The sequence below is a fragment of the Sporomusa termitida genome, from assembly GCF_007641255.1.
GTDB lineage: Bacteria > Bacillota > Negativicutes > Sporomusales > Sporomusaceae > Sporomusa > Sporomusa termitida.
Map to the genome: position 1 here is coordinate 2767373 of NZ_CP036259.1, position 20322 is coordinate 2787694.

The window sequence follows — 20322 nt, forward strand, 5'->3', positions numbered from 1 at the left end:
AGAAGAGGGTTATGGATATCCCTCTGCATCCATGTTTTCTACTAAATTTTGTCCGAGCGAAGGAGACGTATCGATGCGAAAGAAAGCGGCTTTTCTCTTAGTTTTGCTATTCGTTTTATTGATAGCAGCAAGTTGCACGAATGAGAAAACAGATAAAGAAAACTCCGAATTAGAAACGTATTTAAACAAGAATGAACAAATAATTGAAGACATAAAAAAACAGCCCATCGGGGCAACGGGTCCTAAATTAGTTTATGCGTATAAACAATACGCAGTTATATTGAATTTCAACGGAATATTGATTTATGATTTTGATCAAGAAAACATTGTCCATACCGTCGATAACAAGTCTTTGGGGCTTAATAAACTACAGGGCAGCGATTACACTATTATAAAATCAAATAATGAAGCTTTCGCTTTGGGAAACGCAGGTGCTATTGAAAGCTCCGCATATGTATATAATATGCAAAAAAACGAATTACATGCATCCAATGCGCAAGGAATAAAAGAATTTAAAGCAGTAAAAGAAGTGGACAATAAGGAGCTGTTTAGCGCCATACTCAATAATAATGCCGGAAATGCCGTTTACGATGATAGCGGCAATATTGTATTGCTAACATATCGTTATGAGGACGGAACAGACAGTTGGATCTTATCTATACTAGAAAAAGAGAGTTTAAAAGGAATAAAGCAGGTTAACGTTTTTAAGTAGCTTTCTTCAACTGTTATGAACACAGTTGAGACACATAGCAACATAAAAGGGGCTGCTCTGAAAACACAGCTCGACAGAAAGTTACGAGAGCACACCAAATACGCCTGGGGGGCTGTGGTAGCGCGGAAAATAAAGGATATACGTGCGTTGGGGAATCCCTGGACTGTCAACATAAAACTAGACAGTTTTATTAAGGGACTTATACTGAAGTGGACTGAGATAGCCCAAAGTGGAATGAAGCCTCTTTTCATTAAACCATTGAACATATTCATCTAGTCCACTTTTGAGCTGTTCAAGTGTTCCAACACGGCTGTTCCTGACAATTCAGACTTAATCAATTTATAGGTTGCTTCTGACACGGCGTTATCATATGGACAGCCTTTCATGCTCAAGGAACGCTTGATGCCAAAGGTCTTGATTACATCGTCAATCAGTTGGTTCTTAAACTCACCGCCGCGGTCCGTGTGAAAGCCTTGATATTCTTGCCTTGGGGCCAGCTTGCTAAATTGTTATTTTCGCACAGTCTGACGTCCCTACTGTCCCTTATTTGGTTCTACTACCATAATCGGGGAACGCTTGGGAATTTCAAAGAGCCGGTTTCCGGTCTTGATATTATATTCCGATTTAACCCTCGGGCTGCTGGCCAGTACGACTGCACCGGCTCTCCTTGCATCCGATACGACAGCAATATAGGCTTCTAGTGGATCAAGCCCCCGCCGAACCGCCTCTACGGACGCAAAGAATGATTTTGCGTCGACGCACAATACGCTCCTGCGGGGAAAACAAGAAAAATCAACGAGCCCCATCGCTTTTGCCTTCTTTCTCTTTCATCTGCTCGTTGTGCTCAGACAGAAGCATTCCCGCCCACTTGACCATACATCGGTCGACATAAACTACCCGAGCCATCTGCTGGTAAATAGGGATACTTAGTAAATTTACAGTATGTTCGCTCATCACTATTCACCTCTATTTACATAATGCTAGAACGTATGTTCCATGTAAATGTCGATGGACTTGGTAATTTTTGCTAACTTGAATAGAAGTAAAGCCGGGCACAATGGCCCGGCTTTACTGCCACTTTTCTCCATAAACTATAGTTGAAATCAATTTGCATTTTTGTGATGTTTTCTAGGCTTGTCTGAAGAAACATAAACCATTATTTTACACAGCCCGTGAACCCAGGCCCCGCCTGGAAGTGTCCGTTAATGCTGACGGAAAAATCCGTGTCCGTCCACTCCCGGAGGATGGGCGCAATATGCTCGGCAATGGTTGCCCGCGCCTCTGCATACTGTATGTCCCGCTTGTCCGGCGTGATGGGGTTGCGGACAAAAATCAGCTTCATGGCACCACCCTAGCAAAAAAATATTATTTCTATGACGTTGCATAAAATTAAATTATATCGTACAATATATTGTACAGGGAGGGATTAGAATGATAGCAGCCAACTATAGCACCGTGAGAGAAAATTTCAAAGAGTATTGCGACAGGGCGAATAACGATGTAGAGACTATTTTTGTAACCCGCAAGAGCGGCGGCAACGTGGTTATCCTGTCGGAAGCTGAATACAATAACATGATCGAAAACCTATACATCCGCAGCAACAAAGCCAACTATGACCGGCTAACGAAATCCATTGAGCGATTGAATCAAGGCAAGGGCATCAAGAAGGAATTAATGAATGATTAAAGTCTGGGACGATGATGCTTGGAACGATTACCTGTACTGGCAAGACACGGATCGAAAGATGGTAAAGAAAATCAATGCTCTCATCAAAGATATCGAACGAACTCCTTTCGATGGTCTCGGCAAACCAGAACCCTTAAAACATACGTTGTCAGGTTTTTGGAGCCGCCGGATCGACCCCGAACACAGACTGATATACCGGATCAGAGACGATAAACTCGAAATTGCCCAATGCCGCTATCATTATGATTGATCTAGCAACCGAAGCTTGACGCTCAAACAGGACTTCCTATAGAGGCTTGTCACTCAATTCGTTAATGAATAAACCGCTCTTAGCGCAACCCGACCGGGCAAGATTTCATGCACATTCCTCAATATTCTATTAGGGCTGTCGAAGTGTTTCCATTACTAAGACCCCATTCATCACGAATTGCTCGGGCCATTTCCTGAACCTTTATGTTCTCATTTTCACAGGCTGCGATAATATAGGATTTATATTCTTTCTGATAATTGTTTCGCATAAAACACAGTACGTTGACCTTCCATTTCCAAAGCTCATCCGATGATAAATAAAAAAACTTCGGTTGTATCTTTTCTTTGTAATAATCCTCGTCCATTTCTAAAATACTTTCCGGTGTTAGCGTAGGAGCCAGTTCAGACAGACCGGGAAAATCCTCGTTCTCCTGCCATCTTCCCTTATTCATGGGGCATACGTCCTGACAAATATCACATCCATAGATGCATCTGCCAAACGCTTTACTAAGAGGCTCCTTTGGCAAATTGCGTCCACCGAATGTGGTTAGAAAGGAAACGCATGTGGTCGGCAGCATTGTATAAGGCTCAGACAGCGAGCGTGTTGGGCAGGCCACTACGCAGCGGTTGCAGCCCTTGGGACAAGGCGGCAAATCGGATGTTTCACGCAGCTCCATTTCCTTGTCTGTCAGCCATGCCTCCAGAGCCACCCATGAACCGGATTGCGCGTAAAAGAAATTGTTCCGACGGATAACCCCCAGTCCTGCTTGCATGGCCGCCCATCGCAGCCCGACAATTCCACATTTTCGGTTGGTGGCAACTTGCAGTCCAAGGCTTTGTAAGTATTGATCCATAGCTTGGCTGCTCTTATATTCTTTAAGCTCAGGATCAGCCCGCAAATCAAGCAAATACGATTTGGCAATTTGCCCTTTAACAGGTTGTGGTATTTTATACCTCCCATACCTCCTGGCAAGTACAACCACAGACTTGGCCCATGGGTACGAAATCTGCAGGTTAAGGAGGCGACGCTGCCCCTGATAAAACTTTTCAGATGCGGGAACTTTCTGGATGCGTTCCTCCAATTTTTCCGCATACCCATCCATCTCCTGAATTGGAATAATGCCGCACTTTTCATAACCTAGCTCATCGGACGCAAAGAATGATTTTGCATCGACGCACAATACGCTCCTGCGGGGGAAACAAGAAAAATCAACGAGCCCCATTGCTTTTGCCGTCTTTCTCTTTCATCTGCTCGTTGTGCTCAGACAGAAGCATTCCCGCCCACTTGACCATACATCGGTCGACATAAACTACCCGAGCCATCTGCTGGTAAATAGGGATACTTCATATGTGCATAGAGATATACCCTATAGAAAGTTCATTATGGACATGAGACTTATACGCATGGGGGTTGTTTCTACATCGCTTGATCTCCACGCCTTCAATAATACTTCTGCCAAATTCCATATATCTGTCTTGTCCAATACTACTCATATAATCCTTGTCTGATCAATTCAAACACTTTCCTTCCATATTTTTTATGTCCTCAAGGGTTAATGTGACAATAGCAGTGGCTGCAAATTAACGCAAAACGCTAAATTGGCAATAGTTTCAAGCGCGTTCAATTCGCACCCACGCTTTCTGTATGCATCAAGGGTTATTATCAGGTGGAAATAAAACACGAAAAACCGTATTTACAGACCATGAGAGGGTGGGGTAGGAGCGTCCGCAATCGTCCATATTCAGTATTACGGATACGGTTTTTCCGACTCACAATGACTTATAAAAGAAAACAATATCCTGTTGAATTGTTCCGGCTGGTCCAGATTTGCCACATGGCCCGCATTGGCAATGGTTTTTACTGCACAACCCGGATAATGTTTTTGCCAATCCGGAAGATGCTTTTGGATGGTTCCTCGTGTATCCTGCTCACCGGCAACAACCAAAAGAGGCACGTTATACTTGAACAGTTCTTCATGCAGGCAGGTTGTAAAACCCTGCCACGAAACCAGAAACTCCTGCTTGTCGATTTCTTCAAACATCTGCCCAACCCTCAGCAGCGCCGGTTTTGTATAGGTGCTTCCTTTTGCCATCGCTTTTTTCAGCCCCTTCCAGGTGTAAAGATACTTCATCATTGCCCCGGAGGATGCGAGCAGTATCTTTTCCCATTTGGGGTAAGGTATAAATAACGGCGTCACCCCTGTCAGCATATACCCAGCGGCCCCCCCGAAAAGGAAGGCATATTCCTGTACGACAAAGGCACCCATTGACAGCCCGCACAGTAAATATTGCCCAGGCTTTTCTGAATTGAGTATGGCGTGAATATCCTCTGCCGCCAGTTTCACGCTAAATTCACTTGCGGGTCTTGAATTTCCATGGCCCCGTACATCAATGTTAATCACGGCATAGCCACTTTCCTGCAAAAATGTAACCTGAGGCTGCCACATGGCACGATACAGTCCATAACCATGCACTAAAATAATGGTAATGGCCCGGTTCCCCGCTAAATAATCATAAGCTACTTTGCATCCTTCTTGATTTACAAACTTTTCCATATTCCCTCCCATTAATTATGCAAATCGCGCCGCTGATACCCAAAATAGGTAAAATAGCAGGCTACCGCAACGATAATAGCGGTAAGGAGAAGATATGTGCACCCTCCCGGGTTTATCAGCCTCTCAATTCATTCCTTCCCACCAGGGAGAAAAGACTTGTTGCTCATTTGCAAGCTCTAGCGGCTCTCCGATCATTGGTGTAAGCAGCCTATAGTTCTTATTCTGACTGGCAGCAGTGATTCGCTGAAACGGTTCGTCCCAGGGATGGTTGGCAATGGCAAACTTTCCTACATGCGCCGGCATCAAGGCTTTGGCCTTCAGGGCTTCGGCAGCCTGTACCGCTTCTTCCGGTGTCATGTGTACATGCGGCCAATTTTTGTCGTATTGGCCGTTATCCAAAACAACAAGATCGAAGCCGTTTAAGCTTTCGCCAATTTGCTTAAAATGCGGCCCATAGCCACTGTCACCGCTGAAAAATATCCGGCGTTCAGGGGTTACCAGGGCCAAGCTTGCCCACAGCGTCTTATTTCTGGTCAGCATACGCCCGGAAAAATGACGGGCCGGCAGCACATGAACAGTGAAATCAGCTTCCAGCGCCACTGCGGTAAACCAGTCAGCTTCATGGATGAGGTCCGCCGCAAAGCCCCATTGCTCGAAATACGCGCCTACGCCTAAACCGCAGAGCACCTGTTTGACTTTGGGCTTCAGGGCGCTAATCGCGGAATAATCCAGATGATCCCAGTGATCGTGAGTAATCAGCAAATAATCGATTTCCGGCATATCTTCCGCCGTGTACGGATTGGTCCCCTCAAAAGCCCTGTTGACAAAAGGGACAGGGGCTGCATAAGCGCTAAATACCGGATCAATCAGGATCCGTTTTCCCCCGAGCTGCATATAGTACGAAGAATGTCCCAGCCAAATCACTATATCCTTATCCCTGTCTAAGGCCATCAGGTCTGTCTTTACGGCAGGAATAGGCTCTGTCGGTGCCAGCCGTTCTTTGGGAATAAAAAGATACTCCAACCATAACGAAACGGGACTGGTTCCCTCAACACGCGGGGGAATGGGAACTAAATTCTGAAATTGCCCGTCAGCGTAATGCGGTGAACTCTTGATTTGTTCAAGGCGTGTACCTTCCGGCAAGGTTCCAAATTTAGGATGCTGTAGATAAATACCTATACCGAGAGCTATTATAACAAGGATTATGAAGGGAACTAATAGCATTTTTCGTAACCGCCCTTTCATGCCATTCTCCCAAAAGCCAATCTTAGTTTGGATATAGCAACAGCTAACGTGAAATTGAACCATGCGAAGTTTCGATATTGCTTCATAATAATCATCCTCTCGATTGGCAATTTTATTATTTCCTTCCCGTAGTTTTCCAAAAACCAATCATTTGCATTCCCGTAATTCTCTTTAGTATCGAACTCCCAGTATGAGTAGAAATTAACACATTTTACGATTTTCGTTAATTCCCTTGGGGCAATCCTTTTTAATGTTCAGGTTTCGAGTCCTTTTACGTAAATCCTCCCTGTTGATACAAGCTTTCCAAAGATATTGGTATTTGAAAGTTAACAAATCCTTTATGCTCCAATCAGCTCAGGTGATACTGAAAAATCATTCCCATACTCTTTTGTGCATAAAAAAACTCAATTGGCTGCCAAACTGCTAATTGAGTTTTTTTATAGATAAAGGTTCCTTACCAAGGTAGATCAACGCTAAACAAAAAAATGACCGCTGAGGTTTCACGTTCCTAGTACCGGCGGCACACATATCATTGTCAAGCTTAGGACTGCAAATCACTTTGAAATTGCACTGACTTTATGGATTATCACGCCTAAATAAATTAAGCTCTTCTATCGCCGCCTCAAACCGCTGATGAACTTCGGTCGTATCCTGTGCTTTTCTTGTGCTCATGTTACCTCTGAACGCACAGTTAATCAACTCATTTTCTATATAATATTCTTCTTTTACTATGATAATTAATTGTATTATTTTCCGAAATAGGATATAATATGACCAAGATACACAAAGGCAGGTGTTTGCTATGTCCGTTATTATCCGGCCGGTTTCAGATTTATCCAAAAAGGTTTCAGAAATTGAGTCCATATGCTTTGAACAGAATTCGCCCGTTTATCTAACCAAGAATGGCTCCAACCATATGGTGCTGACCAGTCACGAGCATTACGAAAAACTCCTCGCGCAACTTCGCCTGTATGAGAAACTTTTACTGGCCGAGGCTGAGAATCGGCGGGGAGAAATGCTTGATTTTAACGCTGTGATGGATGAGATTGACGCTGAAGCGGCAGGGAGTTCAGGTGGGAATGAGCAAAAAGTATCGTATTGAAATTGCCCCCTCCGCCGCTAAAGATTTAAAAGAAATCATTCGCTTTATTGCCAGAGACAATGCTACTGCCGCTCAAACGCTGGCAAAGTCAATTCGTGATAAAATTAATACCGTGCTTACCGCCAATCCCTTCTTATGTACCATTTTATTGGACTATCCTGCTTTGGCAACCGCCGGTTACCGCCGCCTGGCCGTTCATAAGCATTATTCAGTTTTGTACGTAATCGTCAATTCGTCTGTGAAGATCATGCATATCTGGGATAACCGCCGCAATTGGGATTTAATTGAGTAAGTGTCTGCTTCTTTCTTTTAGCCATTTATCATTTTTCCAAAGCTGCGTCGTAATCAATCGTTACTCCCACTCCGAAATGGATAAAATGCTCAGGATACCCCGCTATCGGCAGCCAATACGAAATGATTTCCCTCTCACCCAATTTCCCTTTGACGAATGTAGGCTTCTGTGTTGCTAATGCCTGGTTTGCCAAACAGTCCCGATGAGGTTCAGTGCCAATTTTTGCACAGTTCATCCCCTACGTCCAAAGCTTCGACCCGCTGCATTGACAGCGATGATTTCCCTGCTTTTATGTACCAGCGTAGCCGGTTCCGGATAATTCCCCCACATAAGCTCAAAGGCTTCCATTACTTTAGAATCAATCATGTCTCAATTCCTCCTTTACTGATTAGGCATTTTCTTTCTCTATAAAAGTACCCTCATACCATTACGACGAAATTCAATCCAATTTATTGCAGTGCGATGATATATTTTAGAAATGAGTATGCCGCATTGTTGCTTTACCGTACGTCGATCTGCCCAAGTCATCGCTTCTTTCTGTTGTTATATTGCAATAGATAGCAGGGTATGATAAATAAGCACTATTTGCCCATGCCGTATGGAGGATGCTTATGGACAACAAGGAATTATTGCCACTAGTAAAATATTTACAACGAGCGGAAGCTACGGAACGAGAAATTTGCTTCAATATTGCCCGGCAGGTTAAGGATGATGGCTGTTGTAAGTTTAAGTGTAGCTGCAATCTCTTTTCTAATCGGTTTGGTAGTGAAAAACCTCCTGGGGATTGAGCTGTAATCTCTCTGGGTGGAGAGATTAGAAATCTTGTACGGTCAAATTTTTTATTGCCTGTTATCTTGCTGCGATATTTCTTGTTCCAGTAGTCTTTTGGTGTATTTTTCTAAAGAAGCCGCCCCTTCTTCTTCCCACCATTTTTCATAATATGGATCACTCTTCTCTGCAGTATACTGGGGAAAAGCTGTATGGCATCCTGCTTGCGGCTGGTTCGCCTCCTTGTGGTAACCCTGGCTGCCAAAAAGCAGCCGCATCAGGATGACAAGTCCCGCTCCCTGCCAATACGTGATTTCCTTCCAGCCCCAGATATCAGGCAACAAGCTGTTCCACAGCAGCATGACAAAAAAGCCAAAACCAAGACCAAACAATATGGATAATGCCAGTCCGAGACAAATTTGAATAAGGATATGCCTTGTTTTCGTTATACAAAAATTACACTGCCATTGCATAGTATCCACCTCTATCAATATAAATCATTCTTCTTGCAGCGTCTTGCGCAGCGCCTGCGTCGTCCGCGATAGCAGCGTACCGATGGGCTCACCCCATTTTAGCGATAATTCTTTAAAGGTATAGCCATCCAGTTCGGTAGCCGCCCAAACGGCACGCTGTTTGGGCTCTAACTTTATTAACGCATTCTTTAATCGCAAGGCAAACTCTTTTTTCTCTACCAAGCTTTCCACATCGCCTGTCGTGTCCATCAGCTTCTCGCCCCTCGGCAAACCAGTATCCTTATCCAAAGCATCTAAAGATAACGGCGTCTTCGCCTGCCGGAAATGATCCCATATTTTATGCTTTACCGACTGATATAGATAAGCAGCCAGGTTTTCCATATGGTTGTCAGCAGTCATCCGGTTATACACATTAAAGAGTACATCTGCCACGATGTCTTCCGCATCCATGTCGGAGATGCCGGTCAGCCTTTGCCGAACATAGCGCAGCAACTTCGGCTGCTCCTTTTTTATAACACTGACAAATTCATTTTGTTGTTTGCGCACAGTAAAAACATTCCTCTAATGCAAATTCATCATCATTCCTATTCATTTTCATTGTAATAACAGCCTTTCCACTTACAGCGACCGGTTTCCTGCCAAGACGCGACAGCTAAAAAATGGGTGCTGTCTCACGCTCGGCGGGGTTAATTCCTAAAAAACGTAACAAACATAAAACAACTGCCAATACCCCTATCAATAAATGGCATTGTCTAACCCAGCCAGCCTTTGCTTTAACATACAGGAAGCAGCCGGTAATAGCTGCTCCGGCAATAGACGTACGGAACAGTAAATCCCAAACATCCCTACCCATTTTCACCTCTACTTTATCAGCAAAATGACACTTCTACTATTATGACGAAATTAGATCCGTTTTATTGCAGTGTAATTTAATGCTTTTATACATCGGCAGTAAACCAGAACATTGATGGCCTAAAGATAACGAGTTTTGGCTGATAAACAGCGCACCTACATGCGTAATAAAGAGGCAGTTTGAATACTGCCTCGGATCAAGGGTAAAATATAAAGTAGCGCTTTACTATCTATTATGAGTTTAGTTATTGATGGTATAACAGGAGACCATTGTATGAATATGGATATTATTCTCATCACTGCCAATATGCTTATACATCCCACTATAGTTGCTGTTCTTTATTGGCAAAAACCTTTGCCTTCGCGGCGACTTCTGAATTTATTCTTTTTTAGTTCATGGCTTGCATTTACAAGTAATCTGCTGGGTCTTCACTTTGGGACGTGGGATTTCCCTTCACCAACAATTGGTCGGCCTGGGACAGAATTGCTATATGGCCTTTTGGGCCTGCCACCTAAAGCAATAATGCTTGTGTACCTTTTGAAGCCGTCCGTTTCCTACAACACCGTAGTAATCGCCATTGTTTCAGCGTTGACCATCTCCTGGGAATGGGCTGGTCTAAAATACTCGCATCTTCTGGTATATCATCACTGGCACCTCTCTTTGACATATCTGGCGGCATTTACAGTCTATTCTTTTCTCGCATTTTTATGGCAGAAGAAAGTTCTATAAACCTATCTATTGTTTACTTTTCGTCCTTATCGCCGTCAAGTAATTTCATTGCCGGGCTGAGTGCCCTAAACAACGTTGATCGTCTGTTTTCTGTTGCGTATTGTTGCTCAATATTGGCAATCCAAATAACGAAACTCCTTACGCCCCAGGGAATGGCCATGAGATATATAAATGAATTGATATAATTCCAATTTCCAAGCCATAATACATCTGCCCAAACATACAAAGGATGGGCAATAAAAGCAAATAATCCCGCTACAATAGTGTTTAGTGAAACAAAACGCCACCGCGTATTACCGTATTGATAAGCCAGCATATGAAATATCGGGTTCATGGTATATGAAAAAGGGAATATGCTTGCCTTTATAGGAATAATGCGGGTCTTATATTCCCACAGGCCATATTCAGTCGCAATTACGTCAGTGTATACAAATAGAAATGTCAATATAAAACCAAACAAAAGTATTTCACGCAATCTGCTCTTGTCGATTAGGATAAATAATAGCACACAAGCTATCGCAAGAAAACCAGCAACGACCAACCACCCCAGAGAAAGAACTTCTTTAGTACTCCAATGGAAGTATGAAATATTCGCCGAAATGATCACCGCGTTTACCAATTGATAAAAAGTATCCATATTACCTCCATCGCCAACTTTTCTTTATCTTTGACAGATGGAAAAACTTTATACATACGAGACTTCTATCACCTTCCTAGCACAGATAGATCATTAATCCGTTACTTTCCTGTAGACAGTAACGTGCAGGGATAAATCGAAGAAATTAAAATATTTCTAATTTCCATTATATAGTGTCTATACCCTTTTAAAGCAACAAAAAACACCAAGCACAAAACCTTGGTGTTTTCTTTTTAGCCAAATGCAACACTCCACGTGCATCGAAATTACATAAGGTTGCGGCGTCCCCCGTTCAATAGACAGAAAAAGCACAAGGATAACATAGTTTTTCACAGGATAGCTTACTATTTCGCTGATTTAAGCAGCCATAGCCAACAAATAGTACTCTTCGGGAGTTCGGTATCCATTGGTGGCATGAATTCGTTGCCGGTTATAAAAGATTTCCACATATTCAAATACGGCGCCCTGGCCTGTTCGCGGGTCTGAAACCGTTGCCCGATCAGCCATTCATATTTCATCTTGCCCCAAAATGCCTCCATTGGTGCGTTGTCCCAACAGTTGCCCTTCCTGGACATGCTGCAAATAAATCCGCGCTCTTTGAGTACATCCTGATAATCCTTAGAGCAATACTGGCTGCCACGATCGGAGTGAATGAGTACGCCGTGGGGCGGCCGAGCTCGCTTGCAGACACTGTCTAACGCCTGCATGACCAGTTCTTTGGTCATCCGCTCACTCATGGATAATCCGACCACTCTTTGCCCGCATAGGTCAATGATGGCAGCCACGTACAGCCAGCCTTCCTCCGTCCATAGATAGGTGATGTCACTGACCATTTTTTGATTGGGCCTGGAGGCTGTAAACTCACGGTTTAACAGGTTTTCGGCAACGGCAAGGGCATGTTTCGAATTCGTAGTGGCCTTGAATATTTTGGCTGTTTTAGAGTGAATGCCCGCCTGCTTCATCAGGCGTTCTATCCGCTTATGATTTACTCTCAGACCCTTACGGCGCAACTCTTGATAGATTTTACGGCAACCATAAACATGGCGTTTCGTTTGATGAAGTTGCTCAATCTGCGCCAAGATGGCCTCGTTTTCTAAGTCCCTTTGGCTTTTCGGGCGATTTTCCCATGCATAGTAGCCACTGCGGGAACCCCCAGCACTTTGCACAGCTTCTCCACCCGATAGGTTTGGCGGTTAGCTTTGATAAATTTGAACCGTTTTATTTCTGGTTCTTCGCGAAGTACGCTGCCGCCTTTTTTAAAATCTCATTTTCCTCCCGCAGGTCACGATTTTCTCGTTCTAGCTTTCTTAGTCGCTCATCGTCTGGACTGAGCTTGCCGCTGCCGGGAAACGGGGCATTAGGTTTTTCCCGATACTTTTTCAACCACCCATGAAGCGTATTCTCATTGATCCCTAACTCGGCTGCCACTTTGGATACCGGCCCACCGGTCGCTTCTACTCTTTTCACCGCTTGCAGTTTAAACTCGGCGCTAAACTGTTTCACCATTTCATTCCCCTCTCTGATTCCAGTATACTACGCGTTTCTACTGTCCATCAAAGGGGGGACGGGGCACTGTATCATACCCTGAGCGTCAAGTTTTGCCTTGAATATTCTGTTCGTATACTGGAATCCCCGGTCACTATGAAACAGAGGTTTTGCGTTTGGGTATTTTATGGCGGCTTCATCGAACGTGTCAAACACTAACTTGTTGTTATTGCTGTGGCCAATAGCATAGGAAACAATACTTTTATCTTTCAGGTCGAGAATCGCGCTGAGGTACATCTTTTCACTGTCCCCATATTTAAACTCTGTAACATCCGTAAGCCACTTTTCGTTGAGCTTTTCAGCAGTGAACTGACGGTTGAGGATATTTTCCGCCGTGATCTCCGGTGTGGATTTGACATAGTTGGGTTTCTTCCGGCGAATAACCGATTTCATCCCCAGTGCTTTTGATGACTCTATAAACGCGCTTTTTGTTGCAGTGCAGGTGAAACCGACGCTCTAAGTTGAGCTGCATCCGACGGTATCCGAATATCCCATTGGACTCTTGGTAGAGTATGCACATATAGTCAATCACCTCAGTATCCTTGGCTGCTTGTTCGCTGCCGTCTCGGTGAAGCCATTTATAATAAGAGGAACGGTTCAGTTTGAGAATGTCGCAAAGCGCACGGATAGGATACCGCTTCTCTTCATGTACATCGCTTACCGCCAAATACTGATTCTCAAGCCGCACTAGGCTTAGTCCACGCCTCGCCCCCTTTCGAGTGCCTCCATTTTTTTTAACAAGTCGTTCTCCATCTGAAGCCTCAGATTTTCAGCTTCTTTGAGCTTTAACTGCGCACGCAGTTTTTCAACCTCGCTCATAGAAGCTTCCTCTTTGCATTTGCCACGGCGATCAACGAGGCCCTCAGGACCATCGTTTTCGTATTTCCTGACCCATCCATAAATTTGCTGATAGGACACACTGTAGCGTTCAATGGCCTTCCCGTAGTCCTTATTGTTGGCTATGCAATAGCTGACAATCTCAATGCGTTCCTCTATTGTCGTCTTGCGGCTTTTTACCATGTAGATCGAACCCCCACTATGGACCTATTTCCCCAGATAGATAGGCTCTGACCAATTCCACTTTCTTTTCGATGGCAATTTCCCTTTATGGGGCATAAAATATGCTCCCCTTTCCATATACAGTGTTTTTTTATTTCCACTGTCTACTTTAAGGGGAGCATATCAAATCCGGGAGCCGTTTTTTTATGCCCTATGTTGCCATTAACCCAGCATTACATCATTCGCTTTTTCCTTTATGTCCGCCTACATAATCCGCCCGTTCAAGGAAGGTTCCACCCGCCATCGACCCAGCATAAAAGATCGCTTTTTTGCCAAATCGCTTCCGGAGATCATCTACTACTCTATCTATCGCACGTGTCTTTTCTTCTCCTTCAAAAAATAGTTCCAACTGCTGAAGTCCTTGTGATACGATTGTCCCAGCAGTAATATTTACTGACCGTACCGGCTCACCCTGCCACCGCTTAATAAACTCCTGGCGGGCCGCTTCACTAATGATATCCGTTGAGTTCTTCGGGCGAACCAGCTTAATCCGTGCAGTAAAGCCCAAGTGTAATTCTCTATCCGAGTACCCTATTCCCAGATGTACCTCGCGGCATTTTTCCTGGTGCTTACGCAGCCTAGCGCATACATCGCTCACCATTTCCTTGATGATCATTAGAATTTCTGCTTTTACATCGTAATCCCGCATCAATATCTGGTTTTTACTATAGGATTTACTTTTCGGCCGTTCCTTCTGGCTAATGATGCTGGCATCCAAGCCCCAGGCGTGGTAATATAACTGCAACCCCATTACGCCTAGCGTTTTCTGCAACCGCACTGGATTGGCGTGAGCCAGCCCCTCAATCGTATAAATACCCATTCGCTTGAGTTTCTCATCGTAGCCTCTGGATATGCCCCAAAACGCAGTCAGCGGCTGTATTTTCCATACCGTTTCCGGCACCATCTCATACGTCCATTTGGCAATCCACGGCGGACGCTTTTTCGCTTCATTATCCAGTGCCAGTTTTGCCAACAGCGGATTATCGCCAATGCCTACCGCCACAATAAGCCCCAGCTCATCCTTCACCATCTTTAAGATGGCTTCCGCCATCGCCTCTGAGGGTCCAAACAAATTGTGCGATGCAGTAACATCCAATATGGACTCATCAATGCTATAAACGTGTAGATCTTCATCTGCTACGAAGCGGCGGAATATATTTTGTATGGCCTGGTTCACATGGATATATAACGCCATATTGGGTTCTACTACCATAATCGGCGAACGTTTGGGTATTTCAAAGAGCCGGTTTCCGGTCTTGATATTATATTCCGATTTAACCCTCGGGCTGCTGGCCAGTACGACCGCACCGGCTCTCCTTACATCCGACACTACAGCAATATAGGCTTCTAGTGGATCAAGCCCCCGCCGAACCGCCTCTACGGACGCAAAGAATGATTTTACGTCGACGCACAATACGCTCCTGCGGGGAAAACGAGAAAAATCAACGAGACCCATCGCTTTTACTTTCTTTCTCTTTCATCTGTTCGTTGTGCTCAGACAGAAGCATTCCCGCCCACTTGACCATACATCGGTCGACGTAAAATATCCGAGCCATCTGCTGGTAAATAGGGATACTTAGTAAATTTATAGTATGTTCGCTCACCACTATCCACCTCCATATACATAATACCAGAACATGTGTTCTTATGTAAATGTTGATGGGCTTGGTAATTTTCGCCAACTTAAATAGAAATAACGCCGTCTAAGATGGCCATCAAAACCACCCTAGCCGGCGTTTCCTTTCACACTCAATTTCCATACCATCGAGCAAGCTAACAACCACTTGCTCCTAAATAGTATTTTCTCTCTACGTCAGAGGGAACATATACCATATTTTTCCACAATCCTGAGCCCTTGTCGAGGCTGCCATGGATCAGCAGTGTGGGCGCCTTTATCTGTTCAAGCCTGCCAAACAAGTCGGTATTGAAGCCGGTAGGTGTGATTTCGCTTCTTTGGAAGGATATGAACGGCTTACCGGCGTCCGGCTCCAGCATGGCTTTCTGCACTTCAGTGATTAAGGCGTCGCTCACCTTGGATTTATCGCTAAGCAAGTTATATGCTAATGACCATCTGATGATAGCACGGTACTTGCCTGTCCATGCGTATAGATGCTCATTGAGCTTTGAACGGATATACCAATGGGTTATGCGATGCCATGGCAGTTTATCGAATAGCCCCCATGCGTCAACTGGCACCAGAATCTTGAAAATACCCCCAATCATTTTCATAAATCACATCAGTGATTAGGCAGCCGGGGAAGATCTGCCCGCGATGGGTATGACCTGACAGCATCAAGTCAATGCCTTCCTGCTGTGCAATGTCAAGTTCATCAGGCTGATGATCCAATAGAATTGCAGGTTTTGTAAGGTTTACACCTTTCATAAGTATGTCTAAAGGCTGCCTGTCGCGGTCGGTTCGGTCTTTGAGTGCAATGAGCGTGAATTGCCCTTGAACCTATACTGTCTCATCATACAGTACATTGATTCCGCTGCGCTCCAATGCTTCCAACCGCCTCACTTTGTTAGTATCTAATTTACACTCATATGAGTTCTCCATTTACCTCTAGTACGTTTCTTGCCATTTGCTCATATTCATCGAGTCCCGATATTGTAGCAAACTCGGCGATCGCAACTGGGTAAGCAGCAGTTAGCTCAATGATATGTTCTTTCATTTTGGGCCAAAAATATCCACCTGATTGCTTGTATGCCTCAATCAGCGAATCAAGTCCCTCTTCGCCAAATGTCATGTAATGAGCAACAAAGTCATTTGACATATCGGTTACTTTTGCTTCAGTCCAATCTATCAATCCCGTTACCTTTGCATCTTTATCAATCAGAATATGACCGGCATGTACCTCTCCATGAATAAACCCTGTTTCACTGGGCCAACTCTCATGATCATTCAGCCAGGTCTGCCATCGATGCCACAAGGCTTCACCCACTCCATACTTTTCTTTCACGGCATTCATACGCCTTTTCATCGATTGACGGGCTTCTGCCGGTGTATGGACAACCATTCCCGCTTCAGTGGCTCTTTCCTTTGGAATACGGTGTAAAGCGACCAGTGCTTTTCCCAGTGTCTGGTGGAAAATCGCTGGAACATTATTGATATCGATTTCCCATACATATGCCTGTTGCTCAGGATCTATCGTGCCAGCCGGAACACCATTTAACTTCTTGTAGGCAATTAGTTCTTCTGTATAAATCGACCAGATTGGCGACTGAAAAAGGCTGATATATTGGTTTACAATGTCTAATATATTCTTCTCCATCTTTGTTTTAGGAATGACATCCTGTCGTCTGGGAAATCGTAATACCCACTCATTTCCGAGCTGATCAGTGACAAACACAACCTGAAAATCGAGACCTGATTCGTTAAATACCAGCGTATCATTGTTTAGTTTTATATTATATTTCTCCATAATATCCATTACTTGCTCTTTGTTTTTTTCCATCCACTCTCACATCCTCAGCTAATAAATCCGCTTCCACTGTATTTGAAACAACCAGAATATTTTCTCTTCACTTTTCATTCTCCAACAACTTTCTAATGGTAACAATATCATTGGTAGAAACTAATATCTCAAGCTTATCAAATATTTCTTGCTCATCCCAATTCCACCATTGAAGCTTCAACAGCAATTCAATCATTTCATCGCTAAACCTCTTTTTAATCAATCCAGCCGGGTTGCCGCCGACAATCGCATAAGGCTCTACATTTTTTGTTATGGTCGTATTGGCGGCGATAATTGCACCGTCACCAACCTTAACTCCCGGCATAATCGTAACATTCTGCCCAATCCACACATCATTGCCGATTACCGTATCTCCTTTAAACGGCAGCTGCTCCACTGCAGGTGCAACCTTCTCCCAGCCTCCACCAAAGATATTGAATGGATATGTCGTCACGCCATCCATACGATGGTTCGCTCCGTTCATAATAAATGTTACGCCTTCAGCAATAGCGCAGAATTTCCCAATGATTAATTTATCCTCCAAAAACTCATAATGATGCTGGATGCGCTCATAAAAATTCTCGGGAGAATTCTTGTTGTCGCTGTAATATGTGTAATCGCCGATCTCCACATTTAGCTTACGTGGCAGGTTTTTTATATAACAAACCGTTCTTATATTCTCGTTTGGATACAGCTTGGTTTTGTCTGGTGCTACTAACATATATTAGCACTCCCTTTTAAATTCTTCTACCTCTCAAGCTATCAAGGCCGCCTTAATATTCATTTATCTACTTACGGTATAGCAGCGAGCCCTCGAATAGAGGGCCTGCTGCTTAGCTTTGTATGAATTTTCGTCCCCTTTCTTAGTCTGCGGCACTATCAAGCTCAATAGTCCTCTACTATTTTGCCTTCTCTAATTTCATAAACTCTGTCCGCTACCTTCTCCACCAGCCGTTTATCATGCGAAATAAAGAAAATCGTACCAGCGTAATTTTTCATCAGTGCTTCCAATGCTTCCACACTGTGTAGGTCAAGGAAGTTGCTCGGCTCATCCATGAGCAGGATATTATACCGGTCAAGCAGTAGTTTGGCTAACTGAAGTTTAATCAATTCACCGCCACTGAGTACCGACAGTTCCTTACAGATGTCGCTTTGGGCAAAACCCATTGACGCCAGTACGGAACGGATTTCTGAAACCTGATAGTCGCACTCTTCCTGCACAAAATCCATAACGCTTTGGTTGCGATTGTACTTATAGCCGTTTTGAGCAAAGTAACCGATTTCTGCTTTTGGCGGAACAGAGATGCCGGGCTCCCGCCTCAAAATCATCTGGAAAAGAGTTGTCTTGCCTGCGCCATTTCCTCCGCTCAACGCCACCTTTGCCCCAAGCGGGATTTGAAAAGAGGCTTTATCGAACAACACTCGCTCGCCAAATCGCTTGCTGATTTCAGTTCCAGTAATCGGATAGGGGTTATGAAGCGCCAAGGCTTTACTTTGCCGGAAACGAATGGTGTGAAGTGTCTTCGGTGCCTGCATATCACCCAGGGTAGCAATGCGATGCTCCATGTTTTTGGCTGCGTTATAGAGAGCTTTTTGTTTACTGCCCGTTGTTTTTTGATGAGCAAGGCGGCCGCCACTTTCGGAACTATTTTTCTTAGCAGCGCCTTTTTGATCAACCTTGCGGGCTTGCTTTCGTTTTTCCTCGACAGCCTGTTCCAACCGGCTCCGCTCGGCAATAAACTTTTCATATTGGGCAGCTTGCTGCTGACGTTCTTCTTCTTTCTGGCGCAGGTAGTCGGAATAGCCACCCCAATATTCGGTAATCTTCCCATCTTTTAATTCCCATATTTTATCCACTACCTCATCCAGAAAGTAGCGGTCATGGCTGATGATCAGCAATGCACCGGAGAAATATTTAAGCTGACCAATCAGGAAGCCAGTGCCCTCCCGGTCCAAATGACATGTTGGCTCATCGGCAAAAATTCCATGTACCTGTCCAGAAAGAGCCTGGGCGATTTTCAATCGTGTTTCCTCACCGCCGCTCATACTTTCTACTTTCAGCCGGTCCACTCCCAGCCTGCCCATTAGAGCGTGATCGTTTATCTCCTGTAAAACTACTTCTTCCAGTTGCCGGATGTAGGTGAATTGCCCCAAACGGCTTATTTTAGAGCCGGGTGGTGTTATTTCCCCTAAAAGTACTTTTAGCAGGGTGCTTTTTCCAGCGCCGTTGCCGCCTACCAGTCCGATACGATCATACGCATACAGTTCCAGGTCATCAATATCTAAAACATCCCGTCCTTTATATTCCACACAGATGTCTTTTGCTTTAATCAATAGTTCCATTATAACCCTCCTGTTGAATCGCAGTTTGTCTCTTGCCCGCAGGAATATCCTGCGATTTGAACAAGGGAGGATTATGAAAAAATATAGTACATACTGTTACCTCCTAGTATTCTTCAGTTCATTCTTGCGTAATCATTTTCTAAGCATCATGCATGCATCATGCATGAGTTATCTAGGCAATAAAAAATGCAGGCCACAAGTCAGCAATGCGGGCTTGGGTCTGCATAATCAACGAGAAAAAGACACGCCAGAGAAAGGGATAGCCACAAAAGGCTACTCCTCGCCAGTATCCATGTCCCAATTCGTAAAATTAAGCACAACAAAAAAGCCCACAGTTGTGGATGGTTCTACCGCTTTTTTATTGCTGGCTTATCTAATACGAATGGAATGCAACATAGATATGGCATCTCCTTTATCCTTAAAAGTTCATTTATTATAGAATAGTAAATCCGTAGTTGTCAAGTTTGCATACGTATAGTACCATCAGGGTTGTTAGGCTGCTCTCACTGAACTCGACAGTAAAGCGTGACTTTGTAGTTCTATTATGATCGAAGACATGGGGACGGTGGAATTGTCCTATTCAAATTATTTTCGACAGCACACTATCATCGTCCTACGA

The 20322-nt window shown here is 44.2% G+C and carries 26 protein-coding genes and 1 pseudogene; 7 read left to right on the forward strand and 20 right to left on the reverse strand.

The window, feature by feature from the left end; translation table 11 throughout:
* Positions 1-73: 73 nt before the first annotated feature.
* The gene (locus SPTER_RS13070) at positions 74-712 is read left to right on the forward strand and encodes a hypothetical protein (RefSeq protein WP_144350788.1); all 639 of its coding nucleotides are present in this window, start codon (positions 74-76) and stop codon (positions 710-712) included.
* Positions 713-889: 177 nt separating this feature from the next.
* On the opposite strand, the gene SPTER_RS25910 is transcribed toward SPTER_RS13070, so the two are convergent.
* The 3 genes from SPTER_RS25910 to SPTER_RS13090 all read right to left on the reverse strand — a co-directional run bounded on the left by SPTER_RS25910 (position 890) and on the right by SPTER_RS13090 (position 2054).
* On the reverse strand, positions 890-1036 hold the full coding sequence (locus SPTER_RS25910; RefSeq protein ID WP_144352900.1) for an IS3 family transposase: 147 nt from the start codon (positions 1034-1036) through the stop codon (positions 890-892).
* 209 nt (positions 1037-1245) lie between these two features.
* Positions 1246-1518 carry a Y-family DNA polymerase gene (locus SPTER_RS13085; protein WP_246105300.1) on the reverse strand — a complete coding sequence of 91 codons (273 nt, stop codon included), beginning with the start codon at positions 1516-1518 and terminating at the stop codon, positions 1246-1248.
* 350 nt (positions 1519-1868) lie between these two features.
* On the reverse strand, positions 1869-2054 hold the full coding sequence (locus tag SPTER_RS13090) for a hypothetical protein (RefSeq protein ID WP_144350789.1): 186 nt from the start codon (positions 2052-2054) through the stop codon (positions 1869-1871).
* An 89-nt stretch (positions 2055-2143) separates the two neighbouring features.
* Between SPTER_RS13090 and SPTER_RS13095 the strand changes: the two genes are divergently transcribed.
* Together SPTER_RS13095 and SPTER_RS13100 are read left to right on the forward strand one after the other, a co-directional pair.
* Positions 2144-2398 (forward strand): type II toxin-antitoxin system Phd/YefM family antitoxin, encoded by a 255-nt coding sequence (locus SPTER_RS13095; protein ID WP_144350790.1) that lies wholly within the window; start codon positions 2144-2146, stop codon positions 2396-2398.
* On the forward strand, positions 2391-2648 hold the full coding sequence (locus tag SPTER_RS13100) for a Txe/YoeB family addiction module toxin (RefSeq protein WP_144350791.1): 258 nt from the start codon (positions 2391-2393) through the stop codon (positions 2646-2648). Before SPTER_RS13095 ends, SPTER_RS13100 begins: the two co-directional genes overlap by 8 nt.
* 118 nt (positions 2649-2766) lie before the next feature.
* On the opposite strand, the gene SPTER_RS13105 is transcribed toward SPTER_RS13100, so the two are convergent.
* From SPTER_RS13105 to SPTER_RS13120, 3 genes are all read right to left on the reverse strand, one after another.
* Positions 2767-3870, reverse strand: a complete 1104-nt coding sequence (locus SPTER_RS13105; protein WP_144350792.1) for an epoxyqueuosine reductase — start codon at positions 3868-3870, stop codon at positions 2767-2769.
* A 525-nt stretch (positions 3871-4395) separates the two neighbouring features.
* Positions 4396-5202 (reverse strand): alpha/beta fold hydrolase, encoded by an 807-nt coding sequence (locus SPTER_RS13115; protein WP_170233258.1) that lies wholly within the window; start codon positions 5200-5202, stop codon positions 4396-4398.
* Between the two features lie 123 nt (positions 5203-5325).
* Complete coding sequence (locus SPTER_RS13120; protein WP_342787089.1) at positions 5326-6345, reverse strand: MBL fold metallo-hydrolase; 1020 nt, start codon at positions 6343-6345, stop codon at positions 5326-5328.
* 904 nt (positions 6346-7249) lie between these two features.
* On the opposite strand from SPTER_RS13120, the gene SPTER_RS13125 reads away from it, so the two are divergent.
* Both SPTER_RS13125 and SPTER_RS13130 read left to right on the forward strand, forming a co-directional pair.
* Positions 7250-7549: a type II toxin-antitoxin system Phd/YefM family antitoxin gene (locus SPTER_RS13125; protein ID WP_144350795.1), complete on the forward strand. Its 300-nt coding sequence runs from the start codon at positions 7250-7252 to the stop codon at positions 7547-7549.
* On the forward strand, positions 7527-7841 hold the full coding sequence (locus SPTER_RS13130; RefSeq protein WP_170233259.1) for a type II toxin-antitoxin system RelE/ParE family toxin: 315 nt from the start codon (positions 7527-7529) through the stop codon (positions 7839-7841). The genes SPTER_RS13125 and SPTER_RS13130 overlap by 23 nt, the downstream gene beginning before the upstream one ends.
* A gap of 231 nt (positions 7842-8072) precedes the next feature.
* Here the strand turns inward: SPTER_RS13130 and SPTER_RS25670 are convergent, their stop codons facing one another.
* Complete coding sequence (locus SPTER_RS25670) at positions 8073-8207, reverse strand: hypothetical protein (protein ID WP_281289442.1); 135 nt, start codon at positions 8205-8207, stop codon at positions 8073-8075.
* A 245-nt stretch (positions 8208-8452) separates the two neighbouring features.
* Here SPTER_RS25670 and SPTER_RS24760 point away from each other — a divergent pair, with 245 nt between their 5' ends.
* A complete protein-coding gene (locus SPTER_RS24760) occupies positions 8453-8629 on the forward strand; it encodes a hypothetical protein (RefSeq protein WP_170233260.1) in 177 nt (58 codons plus the stop codon).
* A 51-nt stretch (positions 8630-8680) separates the two neighbouring features.
* On the opposite strand, the gene SPTER_RS13140 is transcribed toward SPTER_RS24760, so the two are convergent.
* Positions 8681-8971 (reverse strand): hypothetical protein, encoded by a 291-nt coding sequence (locus tag SPTER_RS13140; RefSeq protein ID WP_246105301.1) that lies wholly within the window; start codon positions 8969-8971, stop codon positions 8681-8683.
* Between the two features lie 135 nt (positions 8972-9106).
* Positions 9107-9628 (reverse strand): RNA polymerase sigma factor, encoded by a 522-nt coding sequence (locus SPTER_RS13145; protein ID WP_144350798.1) that lies wholly within the window; start codon positions 9626-9628, stop codon positions 9107-9109.
* Between the two features lie 580 nt (positions 9629-10208).
* On the opposite strand from SPTER_RS13145, the gene SPTER_RS13150 reads away from it, so the two are divergent.
* Entirely contained in the window at positions 10209-10664 is a 456-nt protein-coding gene (locus SPTER_RS13150; RefSeq protein WP_144350799.1) for a CBO0543 family protein, read from the forward strand.
* A gap of 13 nt (positions 10665-10677) precedes the next feature.
* Here SPTER_RS13150 and SPTER_RS13155 read toward each other — a convergent pair whose 3' ends face one another.
* The 11 genes and pseudogenes from SPTER_RS13155 to SPTER_RS13205 all read right to left on the reverse strand — a co-directional run bounded on the left by SPTER_RS13155 (position 10678) and on the right by SPTER_RS13205 (position 19703).
* The gene (locus tag SPTER_RS13155) at positions 10678-11301 is read right to left on the reverse strand and encodes a CBO0543 family protein (protein WP_144350800.1); all 624 of its coding nucleotides are present in this window, start codon (positions 11299-11301) and stop codon (positions 10678-10680) included.
* A gap of 357 nt (positions 11302-11658) precedes the next feature.
* Positions 11659-12804 (reverse strand): annotated as a pseudogene (locus SPTER_RS13160) (IS3 family transposase).
* A 30-nt stretch (positions 12805-12834) separates the two neighbouring features.
* Positions 12835-13239 carry a DDE-type integrase/transposase/recombinase gene (locus tag SPTER_RS13165; protein WP_144350801.1) on the reverse strand — a complete coding sequence of 135 codons (405 nt, stop codon included), beginning with the start codon at positions 13237-13239 and terminating at the stop codon, positions 12835-12837.
* Positions 13145-13366: a helix-turn-helix domain-containing protein gene (locus tag SPTER_RS25915; RefSeq protein WP_425474369.1), complete on the reverse strand. Its 222-nt coding sequence runs from the start codon at positions 13364-13366 to the stop codon at positions 13145-13147. Before SPTER_RS25915 ends, SPTER_RS13165 begins: the two co-directional genes overlap by 95 nt.
* Before the next feature lie 173 nt (positions 13367-13539).
* A complete protein-coding gene (locus tag SPTER_RS13175; RefSeq protein ID WP_144350803.1) occupies positions 13540-13866 on the reverse strand; it encodes a helix-turn-helix domain-containing protein in 327 nt (108 codons plus the stop codon).
* 217 nt (positions 13867-14083) lie between these two features.
* Positions 14084-15361: a Y-family DNA polymerase gene (locus tag SPTER_RS13180; RefSeq protein WP_144350804.1), complete on the reverse strand. Its 1278-nt coding sequence runs from the start codon at positions 15359-15361 to the stop codon at positions 14084-14086.
* A 317-nt stretch (positions 15362-15678) separates the two neighbouring features.
* Positions 15679-16128: a hypothetical protein gene (locus SPTER_RS13185; protein ID WP_211367278.1), complete on the reverse strand. Its 450-nt coding sequence runs from the start codon at positions 16126-16128 to the stop codon at positions 15679-15681.
* Positions 16091-16288, reverse strand: coding sequence for a metallophosphoesterase family protein (locus tag SPTER_RS25075; protein ID WP_211367279.1), 198 nt, complete (start codon positions 16286-16288; stop codon positions 16091-16093). The genes SPTER_RS13185 and SPTER_RS25075 overlap by 38 nt, the downstream gene beginning before the upstream one ends.
* 157 nt (positions 16289-16445) lie before the next feature.
* On the reverse strand, positions 16446-17360 hold the full coding sequence (locus SPTER_RS13195) for a macrolide 2'-phosphotransferase (protein WP_144350805.1): 915 nt from the start codon (positions 17358-17360) through the stop codon (positions 16446-16448).
* 67 nt (positions 17361-17427) lie between these two features.
* Complete coding sequence (locus SPTER_RS13200) at positions 17428-18081, reverse strand: Vat family streptogramin A O-acetyltransferase (protein ID WP_144350806.1); 654 nt, start codon at positions 18079-18081, stop codon at positions 17428-17430.
* Positions 18082-18245: 164 nt separating this feature from the next.
* Positions 18246-19703 carry an Msr family ABC-F type ribosomal protection protein gene (locus SPTER_RS13205; protein WP_144350807.1) on the reverse strand — a complete coding sequence of 486 codons (1458 nt, stop codon included), beginning with the start codon at positions 19701-19703 and terminating at the stop codon, positions 18246-18248.
* Positions 19704-20322: the final 619 nt, after the last annotated feature.

Bases quoted from the DNA above. Each gene is read 5' to 3' on its own strand.
- SPTER_RS13140 (WP_246105301.1), bottom strand. From the start codon at position 8,971: ATGCTGCTGTGGAACAGCTTGTTGCCTGATATCTGGGGCTGGAAGGAA.
- SPTER_RS13105 (WP_144350792.1), bottom strand. From the start codon at position 3,870: ATGGGGCTCGTTGATTTTTCTTGTTTCCCCCGCAGGAGCGTATTGTGC.
- SPTER_RS13070 (WP_144350788.1), top strand. From the start codon at position 74: ATGCGAAAGAAAGCGGCTTTTCTCTTAGTTTTGCTATTCGTTTTATTG.
- SPTER_RS13155 (WP_144350800.1), bottom strand. From the start codon at position 11,301: ATGGATACTTTTTATCAATTGGTAAACGCGGTGATCATTTCGGCGAAT.
- SPTER_RS13130 (WP_170233259.1), top strand. From the start codon at position 7,527: ATGAGCAAAAAGTATCGTATTGAAATTGCCCCCTCCGCCGCTAAAGAT.
- SPTER_RS13195 (WP_144350805.1), bottom strand. From the start codon at position 17,360: ATGGAAAAAAACAAAGAGCAAGTAATGGATATTATGGAGAAATATAAT.
- SPTER_RS13165 (WP_144350801.1), bottom strand. From the start codon at position 13,239: ATGAAATCGGTTATTCGCCGGAAGAAACCCAACTATGTCAAATCCACA.
- SPTER_RS13180 (WP_144350804.1), bottom strand. From the start codon at position 15,361: ATGGGTCTCGTTGATTTTTCTCGTTTTCCCCGCAGGAGCGTATTGTGC.
- SPTER_RS13175 (WP_144350803.1), bottom strand. From the start codon at position 13,866: ATGGTAAAAAGCCGCAAGACGACAATAGAGGAACGCATTGAGATTGTC.
- SPTER_RS13090 (WP_144350789.1), bottom strand. From the start codon at position 2,054: ATGAAGCTGATTTTTGTCCGCAACCCCATCACGCCGGACAAGCGGGAC.
- SPTER_RS25075 (WP_211367279.1), bottom strand. From the start codon at position 16,288: ATGAAAGGTGTAAACCTTACAAAACCTGCAATTCTATTGGATCATCAG.
- SPTER_RS13085 (WP_246105300.1), bottom strand. From the start codon at position 1,518: ATGGGGCTCGTTGATTTTTCTTGTTTTCCCCGCAGGAGCGTATTGTGC.
- SPTER_RS13125 (WP_144350795.1), top strand. From the start codon at position 7,250: ATGTCCGTTATTATCCGGCCGGTTTCAGATTTATCCAAAAAGGTTTCA.
- SPTER_RS13200 (WP_144350806.1), bottom strand. From the start codon at position 18,081: ATGTTAGTAGCACCAGACAAAACCAAGCTGTATCCAAACGAGAATATA.
- SPTER_RS13115 (WP_170233258.1), bottom strand. From the start codon at position 5,202: ATGGAAAAGTTTGTAAATCAAGAAGGATGCAAAGTAGCTTATGATTAT.
- SPTER_RS13150 (WP_144350799.1), top strand. From the start codon at position 10,209: ATGAATATGGATATTATTCTCATCACTGCCAATATGCTTATACATCCC.
- SPTER_RS13095 (WP_144350790.1), top strand. From the start codon at position 2,144: ATGATAGCAGCCAACTATAGCACCGTGAGAGAAAATTTCAAAGAGTAT.
- SPTER_RS24760 (WP_170233260.1), top strand. From the start codon at position 8,453: ATGGACAACAAGGAATTATTGCCACTAGTAAAATATTTACAACGAGCG.
- SPTER_RS25915 (WP_425474369.1), bottom strand. From the start codon at position 13,366: ATGTGCATACTCTACCAAGAGTCCAATGGGATATTCGGATACCGTCGG.
- SPTER_RS25670 (WP_281289442.1), bottom strand. From the start codon at position 8,207: ATGATTGATTCTAAAGTAATGGAAGCCTTTGAGCTTATGTGGGGGAAT.
- SPTER_RS13100 (WP_144350791.1), top strand. From the start codon at position 2,391: ATGATTAAAGTCTGGGACGATGATGCTTGGAACGATTACCTGTACTGG.
- SPTER_RS13205 (WP_144350807.1), bottom strand. From the start codon at position 19,703: ATGGAACTATTGATTAAAGCAAAAGACATCTGTGTGGAATATAAAGGA.
- SPTER_RS13185 (WP_211367278.1), bottom strand. From the start codon at position 16,128: ATGATTGGGGGTATTTTCAAGATTCTGGTGCCAGTTGACGCATGGGGG.